Origin of the sequence: Streptomyces sp. NPDC006265, assembly GCF_040613555.1 — a bacterium.
Lineage (GTDB): Bacteria > Actinomycetota > Actinomycetes > Streptomycetales > Streptomycetaceae > Streptomyces.
Genome location: NZ_JBEXSH010001479.1, coordinates 1 through 1204 on the forward strand (window position 1 = coordinate 1; position 1204 = coordinate 1204).

The 1204-nt window shown below is 66.9% G+C and carries 1 protein-coding gene; it reads right to left on the reverse strand.

Going from position 1 to position 1204, the window contains the following annotated elements:
• Positions 1–571 precede the first annotated feature (571 nt).
• Positions 572–1045 (reverse strand): hypothetical protein, encoded by a 474-nt coding sequence (locus ABZ281_RS49960; protein ID WP_157856103.1) that lies wholly within the window; start codon positions 1043–1045, stop codon positions 572–574.
• Positions 1046–1204 lie beyond the last annotated feature (159 nt).

A 1204-nucleotide genomic window follows, 5' to 3' on the forward strand; every position in this document is an offset into this window, starting at 1 on the left:
CGCGCCCCGGGTGTTTGGGTTTTGTACTGGGCCATTCGGGGACTTCTTCTGCTAGCGCGGCGTTCCCGTCGCGTGGTGGGGGGTGGGGGGGGGCTGACCGTGGTGTTCTGCGCCCCCCTAGCCCCGTCGTGAGCGCACGATCAGCGCTGGCCAGCAGCCTTGACCTCGAGGACGGCGGCGTAGGGACGTGACGAGGCATGACGCCGGCCCTCGCACACCAAACGACGTGGCAAAGAGCCAGGCGCTGGGTAGAGGGACAGCCAGCCGGGCAGCGGCTCAGCCGCGCGAGGGCGAGCTGCGCGCACAGCGGTAGTGCGAGGGAGCAGGCCGGGAGGGCGCTTCCGCAAGACAGGGCACGCAGGGCCCCTTGCGAGCGCCGTCAGCCTGGGGCAAGACGGCATGGGCTACCAGTTTCACAAGCGTGACGAGGGAGACACGTGTAGCCGAGGCTCCGGTGGGTGGAGACGACTCGGCTGGGGGCTGGTAACCTCAAGGATGGCGAGAGAGGCTACCTAGCCTTATCAGTCCGGCACCCACCCTGTTTGCGGCAGGTACGTGGGTGCCGTTCTTTTTATGCGGCTGCCTTGGCGGCTCCTTCTTCGTACTCGTTCGCAAGGCGCTGCTGAAGCTCTTCGTGCCAGGTCCCGATGGGCAGGACGTGGTACGGCAGCTTGCTCGCGAGAGCCTCCTCGCTGAGCTGCAGCAGTTGGTAGTCCTGGTGCGCCAGGGCGACTGACTCGGGGAAGGCGACGAGCCGTGTTCGCGGGTGAATCTTGTCTTCCGAGCCTGGCTCGGAAGCCGCGACCAGCAGTTCCATCACTATCCGAACGGCATCCCAGTCGCGCTGGAACGCTGTCGTAGTGCGTTCGCCCTGTTGAGAATCCCGGTTCGTCGACCGCGTAGCGCCGAGGGCCGCAGCCACCTGAGCGAGGACAACGTCGTGCGGGCGCAGCTGATTTGCGTCAGGTAGAAGGCCGATTCGAGCCAGGTTCTTGAGAGTTCCCGCGCCGACTCCGGACCATTCGGACACGGTGCGCTGCGACATCGTCCCGTTTCTGCGCACGGGTGAACGACGTGGCGGCACTTGGATCTCCCTCCGCTGGCAACTGGCCGCATGCTCGGCGGCCGGGGAGAGGCAGCGCTACGGCCTGCGGTCATGATTCCGCGGCCGTCGACCACCAGTGCCGGAGCTCCCTCGCCCACC